We start from the raw sequence: 21477 nt of genomic DNA, 5'->3' as shown, positions 1-21477 counted from the left end.
TCGGTGGCGCTGCGCGGTCGCTCTCGCGTGAGATACTAGGGGAGTGACTGTCACAGACATTCAAAGCGACGGACGGGGATACCCGTCGAGCGCGGTCGTCGACCTGGCCGCCATCAAGCACAACCTGAGTGTCCTGCGGGCTGCAGCCCCGGACGCCCTCCAGCTCGCCACCGTCAAGGCGAACGCCTACGGGCACGGGCTTGTCACCGTCGCGCTCGCGGCCCTCGAGGGAGGCGCCGACTGGCTGGGCGTCGCTCAGCTGGCCGAGGCTTTCGCGCTGCGCCGAGGCCTCGACGAGGCCGGCGTCGCCCGCGCGGATGCGCCCGTTCTCGCGTGGATTTCCACCTCCTCCTCCGACTTCGCCGCCGCGATCGAGGCCGACATCGACCTGTCCGTGTCGTGGACATGGGTCCTCGCCGACATCTGCGCCGCCGCCCGAGCGGTCGGCCGCCCCGCCCGCGTCCACGTCAAGATCGACACCGGCATGTCCCGCGCCGGCTCCACCCTGGCCGACCTGCCCGCCCTGGCCTCGGCCCTGCGTATGGCCGCAGACGACGGCCTCGTCGACATTGTGGGCGCGTGGAGCCACATGTCGCGCGCCGACGATCCCAGCGAGGCGGGCAACGCCTCGACCGCGAGCCACGTGCGCATCTTCGAGGAGGGCCTGGCGATCCTCGCCGACGCCGGCATTACCCCGCGCATCCGCCACCTCTCCGCGACGTCGGGCATCCTGTGGCATCCCGAGGCCCACTACGACATGGTCCGCGTCGGCATCGGCCTGTACGGCCTGAGCCCCGACCCCGCGGTCGCGACGGCCGACGAACTCGGTCTTATCCCCGCCCTCGAGCTGCGCGCCCCGCTGACCTCCGTCAAGGTCATCGAAGAGGGCACCCCCGCCTCGTACGGGGGAACCTGGGTCGCGCCCACGCGCCGCTGGATCGGCCTCGTGCCCCTCGGCTACGGCGACGGCATCTTCCGCGCGGCCTCCAATAGGGCCCGCGTCGTCGTTCGCACCGAGGCCGGCCTCCTCAATGCGCCGCTTGTCGGACGCGTGTGCATGGACCAATTCATGGTCGATCTCGGTCCTGCGCAGGGGGATCCCGGGACCCCGACCGCGCGCAGCGGGGATGCCCCTGCGGCCGTGGGGGACATCGCCGTCTTGTTTGGCACGGGCGCGCTCGGCGAACCCCTGGCCGATGAATGGGCGGATGCTGCCTCTACCATCAACTACGAGATCGTCACCAACCTCGGCACCCACATTCCGCGTGCCTACCGGGACGACACAGCGCACACGCAGGAGAAGAACACGCATGAGTGACACAATCACCGCCACGTTCCAGGTGTCAACGAGCGACGCCGACCAGACGCGCTCGCTTGGCGAAGACCTCGGGCGCATTCTCGCTGCCGGAGACCTCGTCATGCTCTCGGGAGGCCTCGGCGCGGGCAAGACCACCCTGACCCAGGGCATCGGCGTCGGTATGGGCGTGCGCGGACGCGTCGCCTCGCCGACCTTCATCGTCGCGCGCGTGCATCCCTCCCTGAGTGGCGGCCCCGACCTGATCCACGCCGACGCCTACCGCATCAAGGACCTCAGCGACCTTGAGACCCTCGACCTCGACTCCTCCCTCGACGAGGCCGTCACCGTCGTCGAGTGGGGCGAGGGCAAAACCGAGGCCATGAGCGACGAACGCCTCTCCATCGAGGTGGGCCGCGCGTCCGGCGGGCAGGCTGAGACCGACGGCGACATCATCGACTTGGAGCACATGGACGACGGCACACGCGTCATCGTCCTGCGTGCCCACGGCCACCGCTGGGACGGCGTGCTCGACGGCATTGTCGCTGCCCACGGCGGTCGTCGCATCGACGAGCCCGACACCGACGAGTAGGATCACATCGTGCGAGAGATAGCCCTGGACACCCAAGCCGCCACCACCGTCGCCATCGTTGACGATGGCAGCGTCATCGCCCGCGCCCACAACGATTCCGGGCGTCACCACGCCGAATCGATCACCCCGCTCGTGCGCGAGGCCCTTGAGGCCGCCGGACTGCCCGCCCAGCTCACGCAGGCCGGCATTGATCGCATCCTCGTGGGCACCGGCCCCGCTCCCTTCACCGGCCTGCGCGCGGGCCTCGTCTCCGCCCGCGTCCTCGCCGCCGTGGCGGGCGTGCCCGCGTACGGCGTGTCCGCCCTCGACGTCATCGCCCGCCAGGGCCTCGACCTGCTCGCCCCCGACGCCCGCGTCTACGCGATCGCCGACGCGCGCCGCCGCGAACTCTACTGGGGGGCCTTTGTCGCCGCCGGACCCGACGACGTCACCCTCAAGGGACGCCTCGAGGTGGGCGACGTTTCCACGCTGCTGAGCGCCATGCGCTCCGCCCCCGGCCTCGTCGTCGCCGGAGCGCCGATCCCCGCGCACAGCGCCGACGCGCTCGCTCGCGCCGACATCGGCCCCCAGGTGAGCCTCGATCCCGCGGTCATGAGCCGTATCGTCGCCACGCGCCTGTCGCGCGGCGAGGAGGACCGCCTGCGCACCGATCCCCTCTACCTGCGTCGCCCGGACATTCAGGGCCAGCCCACCGCGCGCCTGTGAACGCCGCGCTGCGCGTCGCGGGGCCAGACGACCTCGAACTGTTCGCAGCTCTCGAGGCCGAGGTCTTCGCCGAAGACCCCTGGACCCCCTACATGATCGCCGAGGAGCTCTCCTCCCCGGCCTCACGATACTGGATTGCCACGGATGCCTCCGGAGACGTCGTCGGATACGGCGGTGTCAAAGTCGGGGGAGACCAGGCCGATGTCATGACGATTGGCGTGCGTTCCCACGCGCGCGGGCAAGGCTACGGCGGGGCCATCCTGGACACCCTTCTGGCGTGGTCGCGCGAGGCGGGGGCGCGCGAGATCTTCCTCGACGTTCGTCCCTCAAACGAGGGGGCAATCGGCCTGTACGAATCGCGTGGATTCGCCGAAATTGGGCGCCGTCCCCGCTACTTCCGCAATCCGGTCGAAGAGGCCATCGAGATGAGGGCACCCCTGACCTGAGGAGATGCGATCACCACCACCAAATAGGTGCGGTCGGTGTATCAAAATTCGTGCCTTTCGACCCCTGTTTATGGGGCCGATGGTCCTAGGTGTTTTCCTTGCAATCGCGGGGCAACGAGCGCCAGATAACCGCGGAAAATAGCGGAAAATGACAGCGTGTCGACAAGGGGTGCGCGGGTCCTCGTGCCATGGTCCTACGAGGCGGACGAAAAGCGTCGATATGCTCATTCCATGGCCACTCAAAATGTCGCAACGAAGAAGCGCCGCGCGTGGACCACCAGCGTCTTTATTAAGCAGCTGATGGCCGTCTCGGGCTTCGTTTTCGTTTTCTTCTTGCTGTTCCACTCCTACGGCAACCTCAAGATGTTCCTGGGCGCGCAGGTCTACAACGACTACGCGCACTGGCTGCATGAAGAGGCTTTCGTGCCGATCTTCCCGCACGGCGGATTCATCTGGGTCTTCCGCGCCGCCATGGTGCTCATGCTCGTGATCCACCTGTGGGCCGCCGCCTACACGTGGAAGCGCTCGCGCCGCGCTCGCTCCACCCGCTACGTCGTCAAGAAGTCCGTCACGGACTCTTACGCGGCCCGCACCATGCGCATGAGCGGTGTCCTCATCCTGCTGATCCTGATCTTCCATATCGCTCACTTCACCACCGTGAGCCTGCCCGCGAAGGTCGCAAACTTCGGTGCTGACGTCACCACCCCCTACGACCGCATGATCGCGTCCTTCCAGTCGCCGGTCCTTGTGATCCTCTACGCCGTGTTCGTCGGCTGCGCGTGCATCCACGTCTCCCACGGCTTCTGGTCCATGTTCCAGTCGCTCGGCTGGGTGCGTCCCGCCACCCGCAAGCCTCTGGTTGTCCTCTCGGGCCTGGTCGGTCTGGTCATCTTCGTGATGTTCATGGCCCCGCCCGTCGCCATCGTCACCGGCTTGATCCACTGAGGAAGGGCACGCAATCATGACCGATACACTCATCCACGGCCTCTACCGTGAAGGCGAGAAGATCGCCGACGCGAAGGCCCCCCACGACGTCCCGATCGCGCAGCGCTGGGAGCAGCGTAAGTTCACCGCCGCGCTGGTCAACCCCGCCAACCGCCGCAAGCTGCGCGTTATCATCGTCGGCTCCGGCCTCGCGGGCGGCGCTGCCGCCGCCTCTCTCGGCGAAATGGGCTACAACGTCGACGTGTTCTTCTACCAGGACTCCGCCCGCCGCGCGCACTCCATCGCCGCGCAGGGTGGTATCAACGCCGCGAAGAACTACCGCAACGACAACGACTCCGTCTACCGTCTCTTCTACGACACGGTCAAGGGCGGCGACTACCGCGCCCGTGAGGACAACGTCTACCGCCTCGCCGAGGTCAGCGCCAACATCATCGACCAGTGCGTCGCGCAGGGCGTTCCCTTCGCCCGCGAGTACGGCGGCCTCCTCGACAACCGCTCCTTCGGTGGCGTGCAGGTGTCCCGTACATTCTACGCGCGTGGCCAGACCGGCCAGCAGCTCCTGATCGGCGCCTACCAGGCGCTCGAGCGTCAGGTCGCCGCGGGCACCGTCACCGAGCACTCGCGTCACGAGATGGTTGAGCTCATTGTCGACGAGGGCAAGGCGCGCGGCATCATCGCCCGCGACATGTCCACCGGCAAGCTCGAAACCTTCATTGCCGACGCGGTTGTCCTCGCCACCGGCGGCTACGGCAACGTGTTCTTCCTGTCCACCAACGCGATGGGCTGCAACGGGACCGCCATCTGGCGTGCGTACCGCAAGGGTGCCTACTTCGGCAACCCTTGCTTCACGCAGATCCACCCCACGTGCATCCCCCAGCACGGCGACCAGCAGTCGAAGCTGACCCTCATGTCGGAGTCGCTGCGTAACGACGGCCGCATCTGGGTGCCGAAGCGCGCCGAGGACTGCGAGAAGGACCCGCGCGACATTCCCGAAGAGGACCGCGACTACTACCTGGAGCGCATCTACCCCTCCTTCGGTAACCTCGTGCCCCGCGACATCGCGTCGCGTCAGGCCAAGAACATGTGCGACGAGGGCCGTGGCGTCGGCCCGAAGATCGACGGTGTCGCCCGCGGCGTCTACCTCGACTTCTCCGAGGCCATCTCCCGCATGGGCAAGGCGGCCGTCTCCGCGAAGTACGGCAACCTCTTCGACATGTACGAGCGCATCACGGGCGACAACCCCTACGAGGTGCCCATGCGCATCTACCCGGCCGTCCACTACACCATGGGTGGCCTGTGGGTGGACTACGACCTCGAGTCGAACCTGCCCGGTCTGTACGTGGCCGGCGAGGCGAACTTCTCCGACCACGGCGCTAACCGCCTGGGTGCCTCGGCGCTCATGCAGGGCCTGTCGGACGGCTACTTCGTCCTGCCCAACACGATCAACGACTACCTGGCGCACTGCTTCCACCTGCCCAAGCTGGACGAGAACTCGCCTTCCGTCAAGGAAGCTCTCGAGTCCGCTCAGGGACGCATCGACACCCTCATGTCGATCAATGGCACTCGCTCCGTGGATTCATTCCACAAGGAGCTGGGCAAGATCATGTGGGAGTACTGCGGCATGGAGCGCACCGAGGCGGGCCTGAAGAAGGCCATCGGTCTGATCCGTGAGCTGCGTGCCGACTACTGGAAGAACGTTCGCGTTCCCGGCAAGTCGATCGGCGAACTCAACCAGTCCCTCGAGAAGGCCGGCCGCGTGGCTGACTTCATGGAGCTGGGCGAGCTCATGTGCATCGACGCCCTGCACCGCGAAGAGTCGTGCGGCGGCCACTTCCGCGCGGAGTCCCAGACTCCCGAGGGCGAGGCGCTGCGTCACGACGACAAGTTCCTGTACGTGGCGGCCTGGGAGTTTGCCGGCGACGGCGAGCCCCCGATCCTCCACAAGGAAGACCTGATTTACAACGACATCGAGCTGAAGCAGCGGAGCTACAAGTGAACCTGACACTGAGGATCTGGCGCCAAAACGGTCCCGAAGACAAGGGCGCAATTCATGAATACCAGGTGAAGGGAATCTCGGAAGAGTCCTCGTTCCTGGAGATGCTCGACGTCCTGAACGAAGAGCTCTTCGCGCGCGGCGAGGAACCCATCGCCTTCGACTCCGACTGCCGCGAGGGTATCTGCGGTCAGTGTGGCATCGTCATCAACGGTATCGCGCACGGCCCGGAGGTCACCACGACCTGCCAGCTGCACATGCGTTCCTTCAACGACGGTGACGTCATCACGATTGAGCCGTGGCGTGCAGAGGGCTTCCCGATCATCAAGGACCTCGTGGTCAACCGCTCCGCGCTGGATCGCATCATCCAGGCCGGCGGCTACATTTCCGTGAACACGGGTGCAGCCCCCGACGCGCACGCGACCCCGGTCCCGAAGCAGGACGCGGATCGCGCGTTCGAGGCTGCCGCCTGCATCGGCTGTGGTGCGTGCGTGGCTGCCTGCCCGAATGCGTCCGCGATGCTGTTCACCTCCGCGAAGGTCACGCACCTCGGTCTGCTCCCGCAGGGCAAGCCCGAGAACTACAAGCGCGTGGTCAACATGCTCAACCAGATGGACGAGGAGGGCTTCGGCTCCTGCTCGAACATCGGTGAGTGCGCGGCGGTGTGCCCCAAGCAGATCCCGCTCGACGTGATCGCAAACCTCAACCGCCAGCTCGGCAAGGCTGCCTTCAAGGGCGTCTGATCGATCTGGAGTGGCCTCACGGAGGGCCCGGCGCGTATGCGCCGGGCCCTCCCGCGTTATGCCCCCGTAACTTGCCGCAGTCTCCTCCTCGGTGGGGCCTTGGCGCAGCCTGATCCAAAGTGGCAATCATGCGGCGGAGCGGGGCGTATGATGAAGAAAGGATCATCGGCTCAGAGAGGAGTCCTGCCATGCACTTCGATGAAAACGGCCCGAACACGCACACGCGGCGCTACTGGGTCAGCGCGACCATCGGCATCACGGCGATGATTGTCTTTGCGATCCTGTCGATCCTCCTGCTCCTGGGCGTTCTCTTCGGGTCGCCTCAGATCAAGCCGATCGCGGATTCGCTGTTCCCGTGGAGCCTGCTGGTCTTTGCCGTTGCGGGCGTCGCGATGTTCGTTGCGAACGCACGTTCTGGGGATCAGGTCGACGCCGACTCCTGACTCGCGGCACCAAGGCGGAGCGCGTGTGCGGCGGCGGTCGCACGCGAGGCATAAACTAGGGGCGTGAGTGAACCCCTGGTCCTTGGTATTGAGTCAACCTGCGATGAGACCGGCGTCGGCCTCGTACGCGGTACGCAGCTGCTCGTCGACCGTACGGCGACGTCGATGGATGAGTACGCGCGTTACGGCGGTATCATCCCCGAGATTGCGTCGCGCGCGCACCTTGAGTCCTTCCTGCCGACGCTGCACGCCGCGCTCGACGAGGCAGGCGTCACCCTTGCGGACGTCGACGCGATCGCGGTGGCCGCTGGACCGGGCCTCGTCGGCTCTCTGACCGTTGGCATTTGCGCGGCGAAGGCCCTGGCCTCGTCCCTGGGCAAGCCCCTGTACGGCGTCAACCACGTGATCGGTCACCTCGCGGTCGATAAGCTCGCCGAGGGGCCGCTGCCCGATCACTTTATCGGCCTCGTGGTCTCGGGTGGGCACTCGAACATCCTCGAGATCCGGAACATCGCGACGGACGTCGTCGAGCTCGGCGGAACCCTGGACGATGCCGCCGGTGAGGCCTTCGACAAGGTCGGGCGTCTCCTCGACCTGCCCTACCCGGGCGGCCCGCACGTGGACCGCCTCTCCCAGCAGGGGGACCGTGAGGCGATCCGTTTCCCGCGCGGCCTGGCCGCAGGCAAGGACAAGGAACGCCACAAGTACGACTTCTCGTTCTCCGGCCTGAAGACGGCTGTCGCCCGCTACATCGAGGGTGCGACCACACGAGGGGAGAGCGTCAGCAAGGAAAACGTCTGCGCGGCGTTCTCCGAGGCAGTTAACGACTCTCTGACGGCGAAGGCCGTGCGAGCGGCCTTGGACACCGGGTGCAAGACGATCGTCGTGGGCGGTGGTTTCTCCGCGAATTCGCGCCTGCGCGCCCTCCTGACGGAGCGGGCGGAGGCCGCGGGTGTCGCCGTGCGTATGCCTCCGCTGCGCTTCTGCACGGACAATGGCGCTCAGATCGCTGCGATTGGCTCGGAGCTGGTCGCGGCAGGCCTGCCGCCCTCGGACTGGGATTTCTCTCCGGACTCGGGCATGGAACTGACGACGACCTACATGGCGCCCCGCGCCTGAAGCTGGCGCGCTGTTAGCGCAGGCCGGCCACGAAGCTTTCGGCGATCGAGCTCCACGAGGTGTAGAAGCCACCCACCATGTTGGAGGCAATGCCGATGAGTGCCGCGGCGCTCCCGACTGCGGCGCTCAGTGCGGTGAGCCGTCCCAGGTATGCGAGAGCGCTGAGCGCCGGGCGTGGGAGCGTGTTGAACCGACCCGAGCGCTGCGCGCGGTGACGCGCGTGGTGCTCGCCGTGCTCCTCGTCGGTCCCCTCGTCGTGGCGCTGCGGCTGCCAGCGCGGCGCGAAGTGCCAGGCGAGTACGAGGGAGATCAGAACCCCGACGATGAGGATGCCGAGCGTCACGTAGCCGTTCGGAGCGGTTGGCCGGACTTCGTGGGTCACGGTGGTGACCGGAACGACGGATTCGTAGGCCTCGGATGACTGAGCGGTAGCCGCCGTCGGCGTGGAACCTACGGCGCGGGCGACGCGATCAGAAGAACCCCACCAGGCCAGCAGGTTGGGGATGTGTTCGCTCCAGAGGGGGCCCGTATGTCCGCCGGTCGGCGGGACATCCGTGGTGACCGAGTCGGGAGCTTTGACGGCCGAGGCCATCTTGAGAGCGGTGTAGGCACCGCCGACCGCGTCGTCCCCGGCGGCCATCGCGTAGATGCGCAGCCCGTCCGGCGTACGATTCGCCAGCATGGTCGACAGCGTGTTGTCGGCGAGGTACTGGTCCCCCTGGTTGGTCATCTGTCCCTCGATCTGCGTGTCGTAGCCGGACAGCGACGCGGCGGCCCCGTAGGTCTGCGGGGTGCGCAGAGCGGTCCAGATCGCGCAGTAGGCGCCTGCGGAGAAGCCGCCGATCATCCAGCCATCGCGGTTGGACGTCGTGTTGGGGAAGTTGTGCCGAATCATCTCGGGGACATCGTGGGAGACCCACGTATACACGGCTGGGCGCCCTTCGATGTCAGCGCAGTCGTGCGCTTCCTCATCGACGTTGAGACCGGGGGCGACGACGATCGCCGGCGGGATGATGCCTGCGGCAATGGCCTTGTCCAGTTCCTGTTGGATGCCGAGGCCTTGCAGGATTCCGTCGGGGCCGCCCGGGTAACCGTGCAGGAGCTCGATGACGCCGTAGGTCTTGCCGTCAGTCGTCGAATATCCGGTCGGCGTGATGACGTCGACCGGTTGGGTGATCCCGCTCGATGGGCCGGTCCAGGTGGTTTCCAGCATTCCGTCGTCGGCGGTCGTGAAGGTTGCGTCGAGTTCGGATGCGGGAGCTGACTGCGCCTCGACGTCGGCCTCGCCCCCGGTCTGGGTGGTCGAGCCGACGACGGTCGACATGATGAGGTTTCCCAGGTCGCCGCTGGTCTTCACGAGGACGAGCGAACGATTGAAGACCAGCCCACCCGCCGACGCGAGGAGGATCGTGGGGACGAGGAGGATAGCGGTGCGACCCAGCCATCGCCTCGCGCGTCCCGGGCAGCGCGAGGGCTCAGAGCGCGCCAGCAGGGCTGACCCTCCCAGCAGGGCGGCGAGGGCGAGCGCCCCGACAATGACGAGGGTTGTCAGTGAGGTCAGCGGGATGTTTCCAATAACGCTCATTGCTTGTCCTTTCCGGCCTGGGCCTGCGCGCCCTCGCGTGAGGCCGCGCGCGTGGACCGCAGATCGCCGACGCCCTTCGCGGCGAGTTTGGCGAGGCCGCCGCTGACAGAAGCGAGAAGCGTGAGGGTCTGCGCGGGGGATACGTGGGGCACGTATGCGTGCGAGATGGCCAGGCCGACGGTTGCGAGTGAGGCTGGATCCGGCACCGCTAGATAGAGGGACTGTGTGCGGGGCTTAAACTTGCGCTTGAACGCGTGCAGCGATGTGAAGCCGTAGAGCGGCTCCATGATGGCCGCGAGCGCGTCGGTGAGAGGCCCGAACGCCGAGGTGTCGTCGGCCGAGCGCGACAGGGGAGCGCCCGACAGGGAGAGGATCTCGAGGCCCTCCTCCTGCGCGGACAGGGCCGCTTTGCCGATGAGGAACTCGATTGCGGGGCGCCACCCGCTCGCACGGCGACGCATGACGTCCAGGGTCAGGCCGATGATCGCTCCGTCGCGGTAGATCGGCAGCCACGAGGTGACCGCGTGGATCGTCGACTCCTCGTCGATGGCGACCAGGATGCGCGTCTCGGGGACCGCGAGCTCGCGCACGCTGCCGAGCGTAAAGCTCATCTCGGGCAGGGCCTTATCGGCGCTCCACGTGTCGGAAATGGCGGTGATCTGGTCGCGCCACCCCGCCGGGCACTCGTCCCAGGTGGTCCACACAGCCGACACGCCCTCGCGGGTCGCGTGGTTCATGGCGGTGCGCACGTCCTGGTAGGCCTTGCCCTTAAAGGCGAGATCGGGCAGGTCGAGCAGGGATTCTTCGGCGACCTGCATGATCGTCCAGCCCTCCTCGCGCGCGGCCTGCGCGAGTTCCTCGTGGACTGAGTAGAGCGCGGGGGTCAGGCCCGCGGAGGACGCGAAGGACGCGAACTGTGCGATGGCTGCGGTGGCCTTGCCCGGTTCGTACGCGAGGTCGGTGACAGTGAGCGCAACGCCGCCCGACCCGCGGTAGGCGGCCCCCGCCTCGCCCGACTCAGACACCCACACCTGGTTGCCCGCCCACGTTTGCATCCATCCGAGCGTGCCGGCGCCGTGGGCGCGCAGGAGCGGCGTGAGGCTCTCGAGCGGCGAGGACTGCGGGATACGAGGCCTGGCCAGCAGCGCGCTCAGGATGATCACGAGCGTGCCCACCCAGGCGACGAGGGGCACCCACTGGACCGGTGCCTCGGCGAAGCGGGTCATCGGAACGAGGGACGGCTCGAAGATCGAGGCGGTTGCCGTGGGGAGAAGTGCGAGCAGGTAGTCGTGGAAGATCTGCAACGGTGAGGCGTAGTCGGTGACCGTCAGATCATCGCCAGAGTTCAGAGCATCGAGGGGGACGAACGAGTCGCTCGTGAGGAAACCGAGGACGAGGACAGCGCCCGCGCAGGCCGCCATGAGGATCAGCCAGCGGCGCAGCAGGGTCGAGGTCGTGGAGGGTACCGCGTGGATGGTGAAGGAGCGGCGCACCGACCACGTGATGGCGCACAGTGCGATGTTGAGGATGACGGGGACGAGGAGGAGCGACGCTGTTGTCACGAGCTCGGGCCTGGCCATGCCGTTCTCGTCTGTACCCTGGGCGAGGGCAGTAGCCGTCGACGCGACGGTCGACAGACCGAGAACGAGCTGAAGGATGAGGGTGCCGTAGTAGGCGGCGCGCCGACCCTTACGCAAGCCGTAGGCGAAGATGAGCTGAAGTGTGATGGGTGCCAGGCTCAGGAGGGTGGCGATGATGCCTGTGCGTCCTTCGAGCCACCACGCGGGTCCCAGCGACCAACGCATCTGCCCGAGAGGGCCCTCGGGGGAGGAGGCCACGACCGTCAGGGTAGCCGCGCACGCCCAGCACAGGGCGGCGACGGAAGCCAGCTGGCGGCCGATCGTGATGTCGTCGAGGGAGTCGGTGCGCTCTCCGCGCACGCCAGCAAGCCGTGCGGCCACCATGCCCGCGAGGAGAGCCCACACGCGCGCGTAGGAGATCGCGGACCCGAGGATTGCGGCAGACAGGACGAGGATGCCGATGAGAAGGAAACGGGCGCGCCAGCGCCAGTGGGAGGCCAGCGATTGCGCGGCCGCACCCACGAGCGCGACGAGGACGAGGCTGGTGCCCCACAGGCTTCCCGCGTCGATGGTGTGTCCCCAGGTGGAGAAGAAACGGGTGAGGAGCGGCAGCGTCAGCCAGGTGGCGGCGACGCCGACGACCTGTCCGGCCGCGGCGGCGGCGATCCACGCGCGGGTACCCAGGTGCCGCTCGGCCGCACCGCCCGCGACGATCATAACGATGATGCCGAGCACGGCCGTCGCGATGAAGCTGCCGGGAACCGCGCCGACGGAGGAGAGGATGGCCCACCAGTGGGGGCTGGACGGGTCGGCTTCGAGGGCCTGGAACTGGCCGCGCCACACCCAGTAGGACGCCGAGGTGATCATGAGCGCGACAGTCAGGACCGCAGTGGCGGGGCAGCGTGAGAGCCAGCGGACGGTGAGTCGCGTGAGTGAGGAGAGTAGGAGCCAGAGTGTCTGCAGGGTGGCGCCGATTGGGGCGAGGACCTTGGCGAGCGCAGATGGTTCGTGTTCAGATTCGGGTGACTGCGTTGCTTCCTGCACCACGGGCGAGTGTCCTCTCAGCTTCAGTTTAACGGCCGCTTTAAGGATACGGCGGTGTTCTGGGAGTGCGCTGACAGTGTGCTGGGAACGTGTGGCGATGATGACAAACCCCACGCCCGGGTGGAGGCGTGGGGCACATGTCGGCTGAGTTCAGGCGTTCAGAGTCGCGAATTCGGCGAGGGCGAGGGGGCGTCCAGCGCTCATTTCGGCGCGCATGAGATCCACCACTGCGTCGAGGCCCTGACCGGGGCGGGCAGCCGCGGCGACGGCGCGCTGACGCTCGTAGGACGCGCCGATCGCCAGGATCGTCTCGAGGCCCGCGAACTCGCGCGCGCATCCCAGGTCCTCGGCGACGGGGGCCAGTTCCTCCTTCAGTCGTGCGATGCCGTCACGGGCGCTCTCGGTGGTGCCGTCGCGCGAGACGATGAGGGTCGCGTCCATGCCGTAGCGGGCGGAGCGCCACTTGTTTTCGGCGACGAACCAGTCCGGTAGGACGGGCAGCGGCTCGCCCGCGTCGTACAGGCGCGAGAAGTGCTCGACGAGGACGTGGGTGAAGGCCGCGAAAATGCCGACCTCGGTCGCATTCGTCGCCGCGTCGTACACCCGGTTCTCGATCGTGCCGAAGGCAGGGGAGGGGCGGATGTCCCAGCGGACCTCGTCGAATCCCTCGATGACGCCCGTGCGGATCATGTCGTCCGTGTAGGCCTCAAGGTCCTCCCACGTGGCGAACTGGCGCGGGATGCCGGCGGTGGGAAGCTGCTGGAAGACCATCGCGCGGTTGGACGCGTATCCGGTGTCCTCACCCGCCCAGAAGGGGGAGGATGCGGAGATGGCCTGCAGGTGGCCCAGGTGGGCGGTGAGAGCGGCCTGGATCGGCAGGATCTTCGCGCGGTCCTCGACACCGACGTGGACGTGGACGCCGTACAGGAGCATCTGGTGTCCCCAGTAGGCGGTGCGCTCGACCAGCTGCGCGTAACGCTGCGAATCGGTGACGCGCTGGCGGCCGGGGCGTGCGAAGGGGTGCGTGCCGGCGGTCGCCAGGTCAATGCGCAGGTCCGAGGCCAGCGGAGTCAGGTAGTCCACGCAATCCATGAGGTCGGCCATGCACTCGGCGACGGTCGCGCGCGGCTTCGAGACGACCTCGATCGTATTGAGCAGCATCTCGCGGTGCACGCCCGGGTAGAGCTTGCCGTCGCTCGTCGCGCGGTCGATGATGGCGTCCGCGCTCTGACGCAGGTCGTGGGAATCACGGTCAACGAGCTGGAGCTCCCACTCGATACCAATCGTGGAGCGCTGGGAGGAACCGAAGGGCAAAGACATGTCGATCCTTTCGCTGGCTGCCTCCATTCTGGCAGGCAGGGACCCAGTGGCGGCCGAGAGCTTCCTTACAGGTTTTTAGCCAACCGTCGGCAGATGATCGCGCGGTGACGCCCGTCGACGCGCGTCGCGATGACGGTCAGCTGCTCGCCTCCGCCGCCCAATTTCAAGGATTTACGCAGGTCGTCCGGGTTGATGTCCGCTCCGCGCTTCTTGATTTCGACGCTGCCCGCCCCGCGCGAGCGCAGCTCGACAGAAATTGCCTTTGCCCGCAGGTTGGTCACCGCGAGGACCTCGAAACGGTCAAAGAAGGGGGAGTCGGGCAGGTCATCCCCTGTCAGGTAGGCGATCTTGTCGGAGACGATGCCGGCTCCGACGTCCTGTGCGAGGCGTCCGAGGAGCCCCGCGCGGATGACCGCGCTGTCGGGCTCGGCAACCATCGCGCCCAGGGGAGCGACCTCAACGCGGGGCGCGGGCGCGTTCGGCGCGAAGCCCTCGGGCGTGGAGAGCGAATGGGCGGCCCCGGCCTCGTCGAGGAGGAGGCACGAACGGCCCCGCCCCTCGGGGGACAGCGCGGGAGACCAGAGCGAGGCCTCGACGAGGTCGCCGCCCACGCTCACCCACTGCGCGTGCCAGGAGGAGGGGATGTGCTCGTAGGCGATGCCCGGCGCGACCTTGATGCCGACGCGGTCGATCGTGGAGGCCCAGCCCAGGGCGAGAGAGAGGGGAGGGGACCATTGCTCCGGGTCCGTGATGCGCGCCGATCCGCGCGAGGCTCCCGTGCGTCGGGCGGGATCCGCGAAGATTGCGTCGACGCCTTCTTCGGCGAGTTCGCCCATGTCGAGGTCGGTGACGTCCCCCAGGCGTACCTCGGATCCCTCGAAGGCGCGCAGGTTCGCGGCGACGGCCCCCGCGGCGTCGGGGTCGATGTCGACGGCTAGCACGTCCATGCCCAGGCCGGCGATCGCCATGGCGTCCGATCCGATGCCGCAGCCCAGGTCCGCGACGCGGCTCGCCCCGCAGTCCCGGAATCGCTGGGCATGCCGGGCGGCCACGAGGAGGCGCGTGGCCTGCTCGAGACCGTCGCGCGTGAAAACCATGTGCGAGGCGAAGGGGCCGAACTTGGCGCGCGCAGCCTGGCGCAGGGCGAGCTGGGTGAGGACGGCGACCACCAGCTCCGCGTCGAGGCCGGAGGCTCGCAGGGCAGAGCCGAGCTCCGGCAGGGGAATCGGGTTAGTGGCCTGCTTGGCTTGCAGGGATTCCAGCAGCTCCCAGCCGGGGGAGGATAGAACGGGGGTCAGGGCGCTCATCCGCTCATTGTCCCATCTCTTCAGGGACGAGGCCGTCTGTGGGTGTGCGGTCGGGGGTGGATAGTGCGGGCCGAGTCTCGCCCAGGGTGAACGCGCCTGGCACTCGGCTTGCCCGAGTGCCAGGACCGCGCCTACACTCGTGGAGGAAGCGCGGGAAAACCCGCGACCGGTCCCGCACCTGACCCCCGCGACGGCAGGGAACGGACGAGCACCTTCGTGACAAAAAAGAAAGGGAGCGACAATGTCGATCTCCATCAAGCCCCTCGAGGACCGCATCGTCATCCGCCAGGTTGAGGCCGAGCAGACCACCGCCTCCGGCCTGGTCATTCCGGACACCGCCAAGGAGAAGCCGCAGGAAGGCGAAGTTATCGCCGTGGGCCCCGGCCGCGTGGACGACAACGGCAACCGTATCCCCGTCGACGTCAAGGTCGGCGACGTGGTCATCTACTCGCGTTACGGCGGCACCGAGGTCAAGTACGATGGCCAGGAGTTCCAGATCCTGTCCTCGCGTGACGTGCTGGCGGTCGTGGAGCGCTGAGCGCTTCGCACACTGAACGCTACAGGGGCGGCCCGGAAGGAATCCTTCCGGGCCGCCCATTTTGTTTGTTTTCCCCGCGTCGTTCATCCCTGCGGCGCGGGGCCTCGTATCAGGAAGCGGACTGCGCCGCCTGTTCGAGGATCGTGTTGCGGATGTAGGAAGCGTCGCGGTAGCCGCTGACGAACGCCTTGTTGATGAACATTGTGGGCGTGCCGCTGATGCCCGCCTGGTGAGCCTGTTCCTTGGCTGCCTTCACCTTGGAAACGGTGTGGTCGGAGAGCATCGTCTCGCGGAACTTGTCCAAGTCGGGCACGCCCGCCTGGGCTGCGAAATCGACGAGTGCCTGCTCGGAGTACTGCGGGTGACCGGTCGGGTCGGCCGCTGCGTAGACCGCGTCGTGGAACTCCCAGAACTTACCCTGCTCACCGGCCGCGATGCCTGCCTGGGCCGCCAGGGGAGAAGTTTCGGTGATCTGCGCCAGGTCGTACCACTCCACGCGCAGCGTCCCATCCGCAACGAGGTCAGCCAGCGCGGGGTCAACTTCCTGGGCGTACTTCGTGCAGTAGGGGCACGCGAAGTCGGAGAAGAGAACCATGGTGACCGGGGCGTTGATATCACCCTTCGCCTGCGGGTCATCGGCCTGGTGACGCACGAAAGACTTCATGATCTCCAGGTTGTTCGCGTTCGTCTGGCTGGGAGCCGCAGTCTCCGAATTCTGCGGCATCTGAGCGGCCGCTGTGGGCGTCGCCGCAGGGGTGGCCTGACTCGCCGGAGAGGTGGAGGAGAGCTGGACGCCCATCCACACGCAAGCGCCCGCAAGGATCGCCGTGATCGGCGCGGTCACGAAGAAGAGCGTCTTGTACAGGTTGGTCGGGGCGTCCTCGGCCTTGTTCTGCGAGGCCTTGTTGTCGTTGTCGGTCATGCGAGCTCCCGGAGAGGATGGGCGTTTGGGCGGGCAGTAAAAAGGTGCGGCACCGCGGTGGCGATGCCGCACCGAACAATGGATGCGCGTTAGGAGACGCGGCGACCGCGCCCGGAGGAACGGATCTCTTCGCGTCGTTCTTCTTCGGTCATTCCACCCCAGATGCCGTAGGGCTCCTGGGCGGCCAGAGCGTAGGACCGGCACTGCTCGATCACCGGGCAGGTTGCGCAGATCGCCTTGGCGTTCGCCGCGCGGCGTCGGCGTGTGGAGCCGCGCTCGCCCTCGGGGTGGAAGAACAGCTCGGTGTCCAGGTCACGGCACGCCGCTTCGTACTGCCATTCCCACGCATCGATCATGGGTCCGGGCAGACGGGAGACGTCAGTCATTGGGTGCCTCCTTCATGTCTGTCGTGCCGACATTTTCGGCACACGATGTCGGCAAGAATAGACACTTGCGCGGTAGTTATTCAAGGATCTTTCTCGAATTATGATCCAGTTCTCAGCGCGTGGGGGTCTGGACTGTTAAAACCCCGATAAAACTCAGGTGCGCGAGTTGAACGAGCAGTGAATAACTTTGTGAACAACTTTTCGCGTGTGCGTCGGGTCTTTCCTGTGGCGTGTCAGCTTCTAACACGCAAGAATCGGGGTACCGGACAAGCGCCGACACACCGCGGAGAGGAGCAGGCATGCCACGGGCGATCATCGAGCAGTCGGCTCTCGCCGACCGCTCCCGTACCGTCTCCTCTGTCTCCGACGAACTCGGCGTGTCAGCGTCGACGCTGCGCACCTGGGAACGACGCTACGGTCTCGGCCCCGCACAACGAGAAGCCGGAGCGCGCCGTCGCTACCTGCCCGAGGACGTTGAACGCCTGCGTGCCATGATCCACCACGTGCGCGCCGGGTTGCCCGCCGCCGAGGCGGCCAAACGTGCCCTGGCCGAACGGGCACGCCTGCCCCAATCCGGCCCCGACAACGCCGCACAGCTGCGCACCGTGGTCCTCGCCGACGACTACGAGCGCCTCGAGGAAGTGCTCGAATCGGCGGTCGCCAGCCACGGCCTCGTCCATACGTGGTCGCGCTTCGTCGAACCCGCCCTCAAATCCCTGCGATCCGCACCCGGCGGCGACCCGGTCGGATCCTCGCCCGCCATCATGCTCGTCAACGCCTTCCAGCGCGTGTGCCGCTGCGCCTACCAGTCGCGGCCTACGCGCGCCCTCATCGGCGGGGACCGCATCGCAATCGTCAGCGACGCCCTCCACGAGACCCCGGCTCAGGTCGTCGGCGTCGCCCTGGCCTGGTACGGATGCGACGTTCGCCTACTATCGAGCGAAAAATACGGAGGTGTCGCCGCCGCCGATCGCTTCCGCGAATACGTGCGTGGCGGCGTTCCCGCACTGACCGTCGTCCTGGGCTGCGGTCCCTCCTGCGCGCACACCGTCGAAAGCCTGGTCGCCCGCTACGGCGTTCCCACGATCATGGTGGGCACGGACGCCCCCGACGTCCTCTCTCCACACGTCCAGCGCGTGCGAACGATCAGCGCCTGCGTCGAAGAAGCCCTCGCGCTCCTCGCACCCCAAGCGGATCTGCAGCTGGTCGGCCGCTCCTAACGCGGGCGGCGGTCCACGCGCAATTGCCCGCTCAACTGCGCGCTCAGCGCCCCCGTCTCCGCCCGCAGCGCCTGGTCAGGTGATACCGTGAAGGCACGTACCGGCAGGAGAACAGTCATGAACGCCCCCTGGAACAACGAAGACCTGCGCCGCGCTTTCGACGCTGATTTTGACGCGCTCGTCGCCTTCGCTTCCCGGTCGAAGGCGCGGGTCGGTTTCGCCTTCCTGCGCGCCGACGGTCAGGTGGACCTCGGACGCCCGCTCGACGCGCGCATCAGCGCGCGCATGACGCACGTCTTCGCCCTCGCGCAGATGCGGGGCATCGAGGGGGCCGCGCACCTGGTCAGCCACGGCCTCGCCGCCCTCGCCGGACCCCTGCGCGCCCCGAACGGATCCTGGTACGCCGAGGTCGTGCCCACCTCGGAAAATAGTGCGACCCCCGTTCCTCGGGTGATCTTCTCGCAGCGCGCACAGTCGGCGATGATCGGCGCTACCGCCGCAGCCCTGATGGTCGGACACAATGAGGCGCGCGACCTGCTCGCCGACCTTGAAGCGGACCAGGATCAGCGCTGGTGGGACCCGTGCGCCGGTGCCGTGCGCGAGGAGATCGAGGCCGCGACTGGCAAGCGTTCGCCGCTGTGTCGCCTCTCCACCAACCTCGACACCGCGCAGGCCTACTTGGCCGCTTGGGAAGCGACGGGGGAGCGCGTCTGGTTCGACCGCGCGCGCTCGATCCTGCGTCTCGTCGGCGAGATCGCCGCGCGCTGCGGCTTCGCACTGCCCGACCTCTACGACGCGGAATGGTGCCCCCTGCCCGCCTCGGCCGACCAAGCCCCCGTCGAGCTCATCCGTCCCGGAGATACCCTCCCCGGCCTCGGATTCAAGGCCGCCCGCCTCATCGGGCAGGTGCATGCCATTCTCACCCACATGGGCGACAAGCCCGGCCCCTGGATGATCGACACCGCGACCGCGCTCTACGACCGCGCCCTCGCCGACGGGTGGACGGACGAGGGCGTGGGTGGCATCGTCTACACCCTCGACCCCACAGGCGTTGTCGCCGCCCCCCAGCGCATGCACTGGGTCGTATGCGAGGCCGCCAGCGCCGCCCGCGTCCTCGCCGAGGTCGTGGACCCCTCGCGCGCCGAGGACCTCGCCGTCGACTACGCCCGCGCCGTCGCCTGGGCCGACTCCCACGCCCGCGCCGGGATGGGACGCTGGATCCACGAAGTCGCACCCGACGGCTCCGTCTCCATGCTCGTGTGGGAGGGGCGCCCCGACGCCCTCACCGCCGCCCGCATGCTGGCACGAGGCGCCGCCCCGATCCATCTCACAGTCACCGGCGCAACCGCCGCCCGCTACGCCTCCCAGCCCGCCCCCAGCGTGACCTCCTGAGGGCCGCGCGGGCGCCCCGGCCTCGTTCCATTCATGCCCGGCTGTGGGATATGCGTGGAGGCGAGGACGCGAAAGCGTCACCGACCGCCTACAATTGGCCCATGGGAGAACTCGCAACACATGATCCTTTCGGCCTGACCGGCCTCACCTACGACGACGTCCTGCTCCTTCCCGAGCTCACGGACGTCGTTCCTTCATCCGTTGACACGAGCAGTCGCCTGACGACAAACATCTCGCTGCGCGTCCCGCTCCTGTCCGCCGCCATGGACACCGTTACCGAGGCGCGCATGGCCATCGCCATGGCCCGCCAGGGCGGCATCGGTATCCTCCACCGCAACCTCTCCATCGAGGAACAGGCCGCGCAGGTCCGCCAGGTCAAGCGCAGCGAATCCGGTATGGTCGAGGACCCGGTGACCGTCGGCCCCGACGCCACCATCGATGAACTCGACCGCCTCTGCGGCCACTACCGCGTCTCCGGCCTGCCCGTCGTGAACGAGGACGGCGCACTCCTGGGCATCATCACGAACCGCGACCTGCGCTTCGTCCCCCAGCACGAGTGGGCCACCCTGCGCGTGCGCGACTGCATGACCCCGCGCGACCGCCTCGTCGTCGGCCAGGTCGGCATCTCCCGCGAACACGCCAAGCACCTGCTGGCCGAACACCGCGTCGAAAAGCTGCCCATCGTCGACGAGAACGACCACCTGACCGGCCTCATCACCGTCAAGGACTTCGTCAAGACCGAGCAATACCCCAACGCCACGAAGGACTCGCGCGGCCGCCTCGTCGTCGGCGCGGCCGTCGGCTACTGGGGCGACACCTGGGAGCGCGCCACCGCCCTGGCCGAGGCCGGCGTGGACGTCCTGGTCGTCGACACCGCGAACGGCGGCGCCCAGCTGGCCCTCGACATAATCCGCCGCATCAAGGCCGACCCGACGTTTGAGGGCATCGACATCATTGGCGGCAACGTCGCCACGACCGAGGGCGCGCAGGCGCTCATCGACGCGGGCGTCGACGCCGTCAAGGTCGGTGTGGGCCCCGGATCGATCTGCACCACCCGCGTCGTCGCCGGCGTCGGCGTCCCCCAGATCACCGCGATCCACCTGGCCGCCCAGGCCTGCGGTCCCGCCGGAGTCCCGCTCATCGCCGACGGTGGTCTGCAGTACTCGGGCGACATCGGCAAGGCCCTCGTGGCCGGCGCCGACACCGTCATGCTCGGCTCCCTGCTGGCCGGCTGCGAGGAGTCCCCGGGCGAGGTCGTGTTCACCAACGGCAAGCAGTTCAAGCGCTACCGCGGCATGGGCTCGCTCGGCGCGATGAGCTCGCGCGGGCGCAAGTCCTACTCCAAGGACCGCTACTTCCAGGCCGACGTCACCTCCGACGACAAGATCGTCCCCGAGGGCATCGAGGGTCAGGTGCCCTACACCGGTTCCCTCGCCTCGGTGATCTACCAGCTCGTCGGCGGCTTGCACCAGACCATGTTCTACCTGGGAGCCTCCACGATCTCCCAGGTCAAGGCCAACGGCCGCTTCGTGCGCATCACCAGCGCGGGCCTGCGCGAGTCGCACCCGCACGACGTCCAGATGACGACGGAAGCGCCGAACTATCACTCCTCCTCGGCGAAGTAATCGCAGATCGAGCGGTTATTGCGGGCGGGAGCAGTCGCTGGGCTGCTCCCGCCCGCTTCTTGTCTTCAAGGGTGACCGGGGGAGATGCGCTGTCTGAGTTGGTAGCGGGCATGTTGTGTCTTGGAAACATCCAAGGGTTTATGTGGCGACTGTGTGGGTGGGGAGCTGTGTAAAGAGGACGGGGAGCTGGTTCTTTCGTCAAGTCGTGGCAGTGTGGCCCGTCTTGTCATCCGGACTCTTCAGTGAGCTGTCTTGTTGGGGGTGGAGGAGGAAACTAA

19 protein-coding genes are annotated in these 21477 nt (G+C 67.5%); 13 read left to right on the top strand and 6 right to left on the bottom strand.

Features of this window, described 5'->3' with window-relative positions; genetic code table 11:
* The first annotated feature begins 43 nt into the window (after positions 1-43).
* The 9 genes from alr to tsaD all read left to right on the top strand — a co-directional run bounded on the left by alr (position 44) and on the right by tsaD (position 8280).
* On the top strand, positions 44-1318 hold the full coding sequence (gene alr / locus O3656_RS03385) for an alanine racemase (RefSeq protein WP_500062639.1): 1275 nt from the start codon (positions 44-46) through the stop codon (positions 1316-1318).
* Positions 1311-1886 carry a tRNA (adenosine(37)-N6)-threonylcarbamoyltransferase complex ATPase subunit type 1 TsaE gene (gene tsaE / locus O3656_RS03380; RefSeq protein ID WP_500062638.1) on the top strand — a complete coding sequence of 192 codons (576 nt, stop codon included), beginning with the start codon at positions 1311-1313 and terminating at the stop codon, positions 1884-1886. The genes alr and tsaE overlap by 8 nt, the downstream gene beginning before the upstream one ends.
* 9 nt (positions 1887-1895) lie before the next feature.
* Positions 1896-2591, top strand: a complete 696-nt coding sequence (gene tsaB, locus O3656_RS03375) for a tRNA (adenosine(37)-N6)-threonylcarbamoyltransferase complex dimerization subunit type 1 TsaB (RefSeq protein WP_500062637.1) — start codon at positions 1896-1898, stop codon at positions 2589-2591.
* Complete coding sequence (gene rimI / locus O3656_RS03370; RefSeq protein ID WP_500062636.1) at positions 2588-3037, top strand: ribosomal protein S18-alanine N-acetyltransferase; 450 nt, start codon at positions 2588-2590, stop codon at positions 3035-3037. The genes tsaB and rimI overlap by 4 nt, the downstream gene beginning before the upstream one ends.
* A 231-nt stretch (positions 3038-3268) precedes the next feature.
* Positions 3269-3982 (top strand): succinate dehydrogenase cytochrome b subunit, encoded by a 714-nt coding sequence (locus tag O3656_RS03365; RefSeq protein ID WP_034474786.1) that lies wholly within the window; start codon positions 3269-3271, stop codon positions 3980-3982.
* A 16-nt stretch (positions 3983-3998) separates the two neighbouring features.
* Positions 3999-5978 carry a fumarate reductase/succinate dehydrogenase flavoprotein subunit gene (locus O3656_RS03360; protein WP_500062635.1) on the top strand — a complete coding sequence of 660 codons (1980 nt, stop codon included), beginning with the start codon at positions 3999-4001 and terminating at the stop codon, positions 5976-5978.
* A complete protein-coding gene (locus O3656_RS03355) occupies positions 5975-6718 on the top strand; it encodes a succinate dehydrogenase/fumarate reductase iron-sulfur subunit (RefSeq protein ID WP_016460287.1) in 744 nt (247 codons plus the stop codon). The genes O3656_RS03360 and O3656_RS03355 overlap by 4 nt, the downstream gene beginning before the upstream one ends.
* Before the next feature lie 188 nt (positions 6719-6906).
* A complete protein-coding gene (locus tag O3656_RS03350; RefSeq protein WP_500062634.1) occupies positions 6907-7161 on the top strand; it encodes a hypothetical protein in 255 nt (84 codons plus the stop codon).
* Positions 7162-7224: 63 nt separating this feature from the next.
* Positions 7225-8280, top strand: a complete 1056-nt coding sequence (tsaD, locus tag O3656_RS03345; RefSeq protein WP_500062633.1) for a tRNA (adenosine(37)-N6)-threonylcarbamoyltransferase complex transferase subunit TsaD — start codon at positions 7225-7227, stop codon at positions 8278-8280.
* 13 nt (positions 8281-8293) lie between these two features.
* On the opposite strand, the gene O3656_RS03340 is transcribed toward tsaD, so the two are convergent.
* The 4 genes from O3656_RS03340 to O3656_RS03325 form a co-directional block, all read right to left on the bottom strand.
* The gene (locus tag O3656_RS03340) at positions 8294-9865 is read right to left on the bottom strand and encodes an alpha/beta hydrolase (protein ID WP_500062632.1); all 1572 of its coding nucleotides are present in this window, start codon (positions 9863-9865) and stop codon (positions 8294-8296) included.
* Positions 9862-12492, bottom strand: a complete 2631-nt coding sequence (locus tag O3656_RS03335) for a bifunctional lysylphosphatidylglycerol flippase/synthetase MprF (protein WP_500062631.1) — start codon at positions 12490-12492, stop codon at positions 9862-9864. Before O3656_RS03335 ends, O3656_RS03340 begins: the two co-directional genes overlap by 4 nt.
* Positions 12493-12639: 147 nt before the next feature.
* Positions 12640-13809 carry a glutamate--cysteine ligase gene (locus O3656_RS03330; protein ID WP_500062630.1) on the bottom strand — a complete coding sequence of 390 codons (1170 nt, stop codon included), beginning with the start codon at positions 13807-13809 and terminating at the stop codon, positions 12640-12642.
* 65 nt (positions 13810-13874) lie between these two features.
* Positions 13875-15116: a class I SAM-dependent methyltransferase gene (locus O3656_RS03325; protein WP_500062629.1), complete on the bottom strand. Its 1242-nt coding sequence runs from the start codon at positions 15114-15116 to the stop codon at positions 13875-13877.
* Positions 15117-15357: 241 nt separating this feature from the next.
* Here O3656_RS03325 and groES point away from each other — a divergent pair, with 241 nt between their 5' ends.
* Positions 15358-15654 (top strand): co-chaperone GroES, encoded by a 297-nt coding sequence (gene groES / locus O3656_RS03320; protein WP_003790486.1) that lies wholly within the window; start codon positions 15358-15360, stop codon positions 15652-15654.
* 109 nt (positions 15655-15763) lie between these two features.
* On the opposite strand, the gene O3656_RS03315 is transcribed toward groES, so the two are convergent.
* Positions 15764-16576: a DsbA family protein gene (locus O3656_RS03315; RefSeq protein WP_500062628.1), complete on the bottom strand. Its 813-nt coding sequence runs from the start codon at positions 16574-16576 to the stop codon at positions 15764-15766.
* A gap of 89 nt (positions 16577-16665) precedes the next feature.
* The gene (locus tag O3656_RS03310) at positions 16666-16962 is read right to left on the bottom strand and encodes a WhiB family transcriptional regulator (protein ID WP_003790481.1); all 297 of its coding nucleotides are present in this window, start codon (positions 16960-16962) and stop codon (positions 16666-16668) included.
* A 299-nt stretch (positions 16963-17261) separates the two neighbouring features.
* On the opposite strand from O3656_RS03310, the gene O3656_RS03305 reads away from it, so the two are divergent.
* The 3 genes from O3656_RS03305 to guaB all read left to right on the top strand — a co-directional run bounded on the left by O3656_RS03305 (position 17262) and on the right by guaB (position 21199).
* Positions 17262-18182 carry a MerR family transcriptional regulator gene (locus tag O3656_RS03305; RefSeq protein WP_500062627.1) on the top strand — a complete coding sequence of 307 codons (921 nt, stop codon included), beginning with the start codon at positions 17262-17264 and terminating at the stop codon, positions 18180-18182.
* Positions 18183-18299: 117 nt separating this feature from the next.
* Positions 18300-19574, top strand: a complete 1275-nt coding sequence (locus tag O3656_RS03300; protein WP_500062626.1) for an AGE family epimerase/isomerase — start codon at positions 18300-18302, stop codon at positions 19572-19574.
* Positions 19575-19675: 101 nt separating this feature from the next.
* A complete protein-coding gene (guaB, locus tag O3656_RS03295; RefSeq protein ID WP_500062625.1) occupies positions 19676-21199 on the top strand; it encodes an IMP dehydrogenase in 1524 nt (507 codons plus the stop codon).
* Positions 21200-21477 lie beyond the last annotated feature (278 nt).

Origin of the sequence: Pauljensenia sp. 27098_8_83 (assembly GCF_041432695.1) — a bacterium.
GTDB lineage: Bacteria > Actinomycetota > Actinomycetes > Actinomycetales > Actinomycetaceae > Pauljensenia.
This window is presented reverse-complemented; position numbering and strand designations above follow the sequence as displayed.

Excerpts from the sequence above, each read along its gene's own strand:
- O3656_RS03300 (WP_500062626.1), top strand. The coding sequence starts at position 18,300 with ATGAACGCCCCCTGGAACAACGAAGACCTGCGCCGCGCTTTCGACGCT.
- O3656_RS03350 (WP_500062634.1), top strand. The coding sequence starts at position 6,907 with ATGCACTTCGATGAAAACGGCCCGAACACGCACACGCGGCGCTACTGG.
- tsaE (WP_500062638.1), top strand. The coding sequence starts at position 1,311 with ATGAGTGACACAATCACCGCCACGTTCCAGGTGTCAACGAGCGACGCC.
- O3656_RS03330 (WP_500062630.1), bottom strand. The coding sequence starts at position 13,809 with ATGTCTTTGCCCTTCGGTTCCTCCCAGCGCTCCACGATTGGTATCGAG.
- O3656_RS03360 (WP_500062635.1), top strand. The coding sequence starts at position 3,999 with ATGACCGATACACTCATCCACGGCCTCTACCGTGAAGGCGAGAAGATC.
- O3656_RS03340 (WP_500062632.1), bottom strand. The coding sequence starts at position 9,865 with ATGAGCGTTATTGGAAACATCCCGCTGACCTCACTGACAACCCTCGTC.
- O3656_RS03325 (WP_500062629.1), bottom strand. The coding sequence starts at position 15,116 with ATGAGCGCCCTGACCCCCGTTCTATCCTCCCCCGGCTGGGAGCTGCTG.
- groES (WP_003790486.1), top strand. The coding sequence starts at position 15,358 with ATGTCGATCTCCATCAAGCCCCTCGAGGACCGCATCGTCATCCGCCAG.
- O3656_RS03305 (WP_500062627.1), top strand. The coding sequence starts at position 17,262 with ATGCCACGGGCGATCATCGAGCAGTCGGCTCTCGCCGACCGCTCCCGT.
- guaB (WP_500062625.1), top strand. The coding sequence starts at position 19,676 with ATGGGAGAACTCGCAACACATGATCCTTTCGGCCTGACCGGCCTCACC.
- O3656_RS03310 (WP_003790481.1), bottom strand. The coding sequence starts at position 16,962 with ATGACTGACGTCTCCCGTCTGCCCGGACCCATGATCGATGCGTGGGAA.
- O3656_RS03365 (WP_034474786.1), top strand. The coding sequence starts at position 3,269 with ATGGCCACTCAAAATGTCGCAACGAAGAAGCGCCGCGCGTGGACCACC.
- O3656_RS03315 (WP_500062628.1), bottom strand. The coding sequence starts at position 16,576 with ATGACCGACAACGACAACAAGGCCTCGCAGAACAAGGCCGAGGACGCC.